Source organism: Brachybacterium nesterenkovii (assembly GCF_900163655.1).
In the GTDB taxonomy this organism is placed as follows: domain Bacteria; phylum Actinomycetota; class Actinomycetes; order Actinomycetales; family Dermabacteraceae; genus Brachybacterium; species Brachybacterium nesterenkovii.
On sequence record NZ_FWFG01000003.1, the window covers coordinates 1 to 6,133 of the forward strand.

At 67.1% G+C, this 6,133-nt stretch carries 8 protein-coding genes; 3 read left to right on the forward strand and 5 right to left on the reverse strand.

Annotated features, from left to right (window positions below):
• From FM110_RS00220 to FM110_RS00230, 3 genes are all read left to right on the forward strand, one after another.
• A partial coding sequence (locus FM110_RS00220; protein WP_234991793.1) for a hypothetical protein occupies window positions 1-211 on the forward strand: 211 nt, incomplete at its 5' end.
• 28 nt (window positions 212-239) lie between these two features.
• Window positions 240-815 carry a plasmid mobilization relaxosome protein MobC gene (gene mobC, locus FM110_RS00225; protein WP_159457931.1) on the forward strand — a complete coding sequence of 192 codons (576 nt, stop codon included), beginning with the start codon at window positions 240-242 and terminating at the stop codon, window positions 813-815.
• Window positions 812-2,125, forward strand: a complete 1,314-nt coding sequence (locus FM110_RS00230) for a relaxase/mobilization nuclease domain-containing protein (RefSeq protein WP_087101533.1) — start codon at window positions 812-814, stop codon at window positions 2,123-2,125. The genes mobC and FM110_RS00230 overlap by 4 nt, the downstream gene beginning before the upstream one ends.
• A gap of 29 nt (window positions 2,126-2,154) precedes the next feature.
• Here the strand turns inward: FM110_RS00230 and FM110_RS13595 are convergent, their stop codons facing one another.
• From FM110_RS13595 to FM110_RS00250, 5 genes are all read right to left on the reverse strand, one after another.
• Window positions 2,155-2,418 (reverse strand): hypothetical protein, encoded by a 264-nt coding sequence (locus FM110_RS13595; RefSeq protein WP_143276186.1) that lies wholly within the window; start codon window positions 2,416-2,418, stop codon window positions 2,155-2,157.
• Window positions 2,415-3,422 carry a DUF2599 domain-containing protein gene (locus FM110_RS00235; protein WP_159457932.1) on the reverse strand — a complete coding sequence of 336 codons (1,008 nt, stop codon included), beginning with the start codon at window positions 3,420-3,422 and terminating at the stop codon, window positions 2,415-2,417. Before FM110_RS00235 ends, FM110_RS13595 begins: the two co-directional genes overlap by 4 nt.
• Before the next feature lie 329 nt (window positions 3,423-3,751).
• The gene (locus FM110_RS00240; protein ID WP_087101537.1) at window positions 3,752-4,054 is read right to left on the reverse strand and encodes a hypothetical protein; all 303 of its coding nucleotides are present in this window, start codon (window positions 4,052-4,054) and stop codon (window positions 3,752-3,754) included.
• A gap of 248 nt (window positions 4,055-4,302) precedes the next feature.
• Window positions 4,303-4,575, reverse strand: coding sequence for a hypothetical protein (locus FM110_RS00245; RefSeq protein WP_087101539.1), 273 nt, complete (start codon window positions 4,573-4,575; stop codon window positions 4,303-4,305).
• Entirely contained in the window at window positions 4,572-5,414 is an 843-nt protein-coding gene (locus FM110_RS00250; protein WP_087101541.1) for a replication initiation protein, read from the reverse strand. Before FM110_RS00250 ends, FM110_RS00245 begins: the two co-directional genes overlap by 4 nt.
• Window positions 5,415-6,133 lie beyond the last annotated feature (719 nt).

Below are 6,133 nucleotides of genomic sequence, written 5' to 3' on the forward strand. Positions count from 1 at the left end.
CGATCCGAGCGAGGAGGGTGCGATGCGCAAGGTGCTGTTGGGTGTAGCGGCTGCGGCCGTCGTGGTGTTGCTGGGACTGGTCGGGATGCGCGCGAGCGGTGCTGTGGGCGACGCGGTGGCTGTCCCGGGGTTCTTCGTGCTGATCGCGGTTGCCGCGCTGGCGACTGTCGCTCAGGTGGTGCTCGCGCGACGAGGGAGTCGTGATGACTGAACATCGTTCGCACACCGCGCTCGTGCGGTTGACCGAGGCCGAGTGGGCCTCGTGGGAGGCCACTGCGCGGGCAGCGGGCTATGGGCGCACGGCGACGTGGGTGCGCTCGGTGATCGCTGACGCGATCGAGGGCGACGCGGGGGCGTCGAGCACGGACGAGGGCGCAGCGCGGGCGGTGGCCGGTCAGGTCGCGCGCGTGGGCTCGAACCTGAACCAGATCGCGCGGGCGTTGAACGTGGCTGAGCGGGGAGGGCCGGACGTGGCGACGGCGCATGTGGCCGAGGTGCTCGAGGCGGTGCGCGGCGAGCTGCGGGCCATCCGGGCGATGGACTTCGCTGACGGCGCGATGGGCGCTGAGGGCCACCAGGTGGCTGACCCGGTGCTGCGCGACGTGTTGTGGAGGTTCGCGCGGGGCGAGCTGAGCATTGAGGAAGCCCTCGCGGCGGGCCGTGAGCGCGTCGAGAGCGGGCAGGCTGTGTCCGCGCCGTCGCTGGATGCGCCGTATGAAGCGGCCACGCCGGAGCAGATCGCGCAGTGGGAGGCGGAGGCCCCGGCTGAGGTGCGGGCCAAGCGCCCGGGCATGTTCGAGGCCCCGGCGTCGTGATCGGCAAGATCAGCCGGGGCTCGCGGCCCGGGGACATCGGGCGATACCTGCACGGCGAGGGGCACCTCGGGGAGCACGTGTACCGCGATGAGCAGGGCCGGGAGCGGTCGGGCGGGGTCGTGATCGGCGGGAACCTGGCCCGCGAGGGCGATACCGACGAGCGGGGCTGGGCCGCTGATCTGCGCCTGGCAGCGCAGGGACGCCCGGACAGTCAGCGCCCGATCTGGCATGCGTCGTTGCGGTGCGCGCCGGGGGACCGGACGCTCACCGACGCGGAGTGGCGTGGGGCGGTGCAGGAGATCGCGCAGCGGATGGGCTGGGCGGAGCATCCGCACGTGATCGTGCGGCATGCGGACGACCACGTGCACGTGGTCATGTCCCGGGTGGACTACGAGGGCCGCATCTGGGTGGGCAAGAACGACGCCCGCAGGCTCCAGGAGGCCCGCCAGAGCGTCGAGAAGCGCCTTGGACTGCGCCAGGTGCCCATGAGGACCGCCAAGCGCGGCCCAGAGGCTGCTGAGGGCCGTCTGAAGCCCGGGGAGTACCGCCACAGCGAACAGACCGGCAAGGATCCGGCCCGGGTGCGCTTGGCCGAGCGTGTGGAGCGGTGCGTGCAGGCGGCCGAGGGCATGGGCCGCGACGTGTTCGAGGAAGCCCTACAGCGCGCCGGGGTGCGCTACGAGGCGAACGTGGCCAGCACCGGCCGCGTCAGCGGCTACCGGTTCGCGATGACCACCGACCAGGCCGGGGAGCCTGTCTGGTTCAAGGCCTCACAGCTGGACAGGTCCCTGTCGTGGAACCGGGTCCGGGAGCGCGTCGAGACGATCGAGCCGGTGCGCGTGGAGCCGGTCGTGGCCGAGCCCAAGAAGTTCTTGGAGTCGCGGGCCTCGCACGCGCAGCGCGTGGAGGCCGCACAGCAGGCCACCGAGCAGGCGCAGGCCAAGGCCGTCGCCGCCAAGCGCGCGCAGCGACTCGAGAAGGCCGCGCCGCCGAGGAACCTGGGCCAGCAGATCCGTGCGCGGGCCGGTGCGCAGCAGCGCGCGGAGGCGTACCGGGAGCGTGTGGCCGAGCGGCGCGAGTGGCTGTCCCACGTCGGGCGCATTCGGGAGGTCCGCGAGCCCGAGGGTGGCTGGAAGTCCATGCGGCAGATCGACAAAGCCACCCGGCAGCGCATGGTTGCGCAAAAGCGCACCGGCGCATCTGCGCCGGTGCGCAAGAACGCACCGGCCCCGACGCTCAGCGACTACCAGGCCCGCCAACGCCAACAACGCGAGGCGCTGCGTCAAGCGAGGCGGGGTCTATCGCGCTAGCCCCAAAGCAACTATCCCTTGGATCGCTGTCACGTCTTCTTCTGCGTCAACCAGACCGCAATGGAAATCGCGACAAATATGAGCCCAAGCACCCCCAGTCCAGGAATCAAAAAAACTGCAATCTCTTCAAATGGCGATGTGTTGGCGGCGCCACCCGCTTCGAGTCGGCTAATTTCTGAGTCGTTTAGAACCGCAACGTTATACCAAGCCAAAAGCAGGACGGCAACAAGGGTTAAAAAGACGCCGATTACGAAGGTAATGAATGGCTTGACTTTGTGCTGACGATCAATCATGGGTTGCACTGTTCTGCTAGCATTTTTGCGTAGGAGACGTTTGGCCTCCAGGTATCCAGGTTCCAACTGGTTTTGTTGGGGGCGCGGAGTCGCACAACATCGATATGACAGTACATTTGGTCTCGCATGGAAGGGGTCTCTTCCCGACTTCCCGACGTCTTTGCTTTAACTTCGTTCCAAAAGGCAAGGCGCATCGCGACATACGCAACGGAGGTGGGCACGGTGCCGCCTGCCGATCGCCCCCATGTCGACGGATACACTTGGAGGGTGTAACCCTTAGATTTTGAGTTGTAGGTCCAAGCAGTCTTCTTGGCAAGGCTGATGCCGAGCCAAGGATCCGCCACCACTGGATAAGCCGTAGTGTCGTTGGTTTCGATGACTTGGGAGAAGCTTCCGTTCCCCGCCAGTTCGTAGTGGGTGGGTAGGTCGTTACCGTTGGCATCCTTTGCCCAGGGGGCCGCGACGCCGGCAAGCCACGTGTCTCCATCGAGGGCGGCGATTGAACCGTCTTCATTGAGCGTCAAGACGGCGTTATCGGGTAGATCTAGATGATAGGTCAGAGTGTTTGGAGCTTCTGCCGACTCCAACACCGTGTTTAGTCGAACAGAGTTCCCGTCAGGGGCCTCTGCCACGACGGAAACCCCTGAATCCTTCTCCGAGGAATACGAGACCATGCCATCTCCGGACTCCACCCCTGGATTCACATCGGCCTCTTCGGGAAGAGTTATGGCGATGGTTGCAGAAGTGTCTTCTGCAGAAGATAGAAGGATTTTCTGAGTGGGATCTATGGGAAGTTCTGTAGATACTCCAAAACGATCTCCGGCTAGATATCCGTCGGCGTCTCCTGACAGGGGCGTTTGAGAGTCTTCTGTGGTGTATGGAGAGAGCTCTTCGACGAGCGTCGTGGGCCCCTCATCCTGTTGTCCCGGGTCGGCTGATGCCAGCGTTGGTGTTGCCAAAACCGCCATTCCGGCCATTCCGGCTACGAATCTGACAAGTTTCATGCGTCCCCCTTGATTGTGGTTGAGTCCACGTTGACCCAACTGTCTGGGATGAAGCATAAGTGATCTCTGCCAGCTGGCCTACGGAATCTGGAGATCACTGAGGACGTCGGACGACCTAGTCCCCCAGGGCAGCGACCAAGGAAGTGGCTGAACCAGGCCTGCAGGGCGCGTCTGCTCCGACACTCAGCGACTCCCAGGTCTCTCAGCGCCAGCGAGGCGAGGCGTTCCGCCAGGTCCGCCGTGGCCTGTCCCGCTGATATGGCTATGGCGCACCGCTAAAACTGCTGCCGCGGACGCTGCGCGTCCTTGCCCTCGAAGGAGCCGGGAGGCTAGTTGCCCCAGAGACGGTCCCACCACGAGCGACGCGGAGACTCCGGCACCGATGCCTCAGCACGGCGGCGCAGATCGTCGCTAGCGGCCACCCACGGGTTCGTCTCCGGCTCGGGCGGTGCGGTTGTGGCGGCAGGCTCAGGCGCAACCGCTCGGGGCGGTTCGAGCAGGCGCAGCGCGTGGGCCTGGGCCTCGATGGTGCGCTGCTTCTCGTCGATCAGGGCGCGGGTGCCGCGTAGCTCGGCCTCTGCGACGGCGGCGCGCTTCTCGGCCTCGGCTAGCTGCTCGCGGAGGGCTTCCACCGACGTATCAGAGGGGGTGTCACCGGGGGGTGTCATGCTACGTGTCACCGTGTCACATGAAGGGGTATCAGGGGGTGTCACCCGAGGCATGATTCCCTCTGCGACCAGGGCTGATACGGGGATGCTCCATGACGTGTCATGACGCGTAGCACCACGTGTCACGAGACGTGGCAGGCGACGCCTCATCGTGGACACCGAAACCCCGCACGCGCGGGCCGCTTCGGCCAGCGACAGGACCGGCTCAGAGGTCACGCGACACCCTGCGGACGCCGCGCCTTGGCCTTGGCCGCGAGCCGGTACGCCGCCGACGCACTGACGCCCCCGAGCTCGGCGCCCACCTCGTGCCACTTCATCCCCGACTCACGCAGCCGCAGCGCCTCGTCCTGGCGCGCGTGTCTCTCTGCGTCGTACTCGGCACGAGGCTGAGCCATGATCCGCTTCACGGTTCGGGGAGAGACGCCGTACTTTGCTGCCATCTCAGCGGCGGTGTGCTTGCGCTTCTGGGGATAGATCGCGCTCATGAGTTGTCCTCCCTGATCCCCGCGAGCACGTCAGGTGTCGCCTTGCGTGGCTTTCGTGCTCTCGCCTGCTGGATCTTGCGGAACTGCTCTTCGGTGAAGTGCTGCCAGACCCATTTGGCGACGGAGTGGGCGGTGTCGGCCACCTCGTTGTCGGGCAGGGGCTCGGGGAACCGTGCGTTGATCCCCTGGGCCCATGCCTGGGTCATGGCTTCCCAGTCGTCGCGTCCGTCCTCGCGGTGGCGGCGGATCGCGGTGTAGGCCCAGGTGCGCAGCTCGTTGAAGAGCGTGACGTTGCGGCCGAGGCCGTGGGAGCGCTCGACCTTGCGCGGCAGCTGGCGCGGGAGACGGCTTCCGAGGGCTGTAGCGAGCTGGGACAGCGTGTAGACGCCGTCATCGGAGCACCAGCGCGTCATCCAGGAGTGGTGCACGGGGTTCTTGGTCAGCAGGCCGGCGTAGGCGAGGTCTCCGCCGAGGGCGTCGATCAGGCCGGCCTCGACGCGCGCGAGGTAGCGCAGCGGGGCGGTCCTGGCGGCGTCAGAACGGGCCACAGGGACCTCGAGGACGTACGCGACGTGCGCGTGGCCGTTGAAGGGGTTGATGGCCGTCCAGGAGGGCTCTGGGAGGTCTGCACGGTCGGCGGCCCAGTCGGCGTCATCGTGGTCGACGTCGACCACGACGCACCACACGAGGCCCGGGGAGTTCAGCTGGACGTAGCGACGGGCGACCGCCTTGGCGCGCGGCTCGCGCCAGCAGCCGTCACGGAGGTCGTCGGAGACGTAGGGGGACTGCACCATCCAGCGCGCGTCAAACAGCGCCGCCTGAGTGAGTCCCTGAGCCATGCCCCGACGCTCCCACGCCCAGCTATTTTTCCCGACGGGACACGCCGGACCGCAGCCAGATTTTTTTCCTACCGGGCCGTAGCCATATCAGATATTGCCCCGGATCCCGGGGCCCCAAGGGGGTTTACAGGGCGAGCGAAGCGAGCTCCGCTCTCCGCGCCGCAGCCCTGACCCGGTACCCGGCCCTGCCCGCTCGCACCCCCGCTGTATGGCCCGCTGACGCGACCACACGCCCTGGAGCCCGCTGGGGCTGGCCGCTGCGCGCCCGGGTGTCCTTCGGGACTCAGCCCCGCGTGGACGTTCCCCGCTTCCTCGTCGTCATGTGCCGGTGACAGCGCGACCCCTGGCCGGGGTCGGCATCGCCGCTTCGCGACGATGCCGGGGACCGCACCGCCCGCGCGTCGTTCCTCCTTCGCGGTCGCGTCCGGTCCGGTCCCCGGCCCCTGCTTTCCAGCGCGCAGTGTTCCTCCTTCGTCGGTGCGCTGGAAAGCGATGCGAGGTATACCCACCGATATCGCAGAGCGATATGGTGGATACCTCGCCCCGTCCTCGCTTCGCTGCGGGCGGGGGCCGTCGATCCGTTCCGCTTCGCTGGATCGACAGGGGCCGGCGGCGCTGCGCTTGCCGGCGGCTGGCCCGGTGGGCCGGTGCTCGGATCGAGGGGCGATCCGAGCGAGGAGGGTGCGATGCGCAAGGTGCTGTTGGGTGTAGCGGCTGCG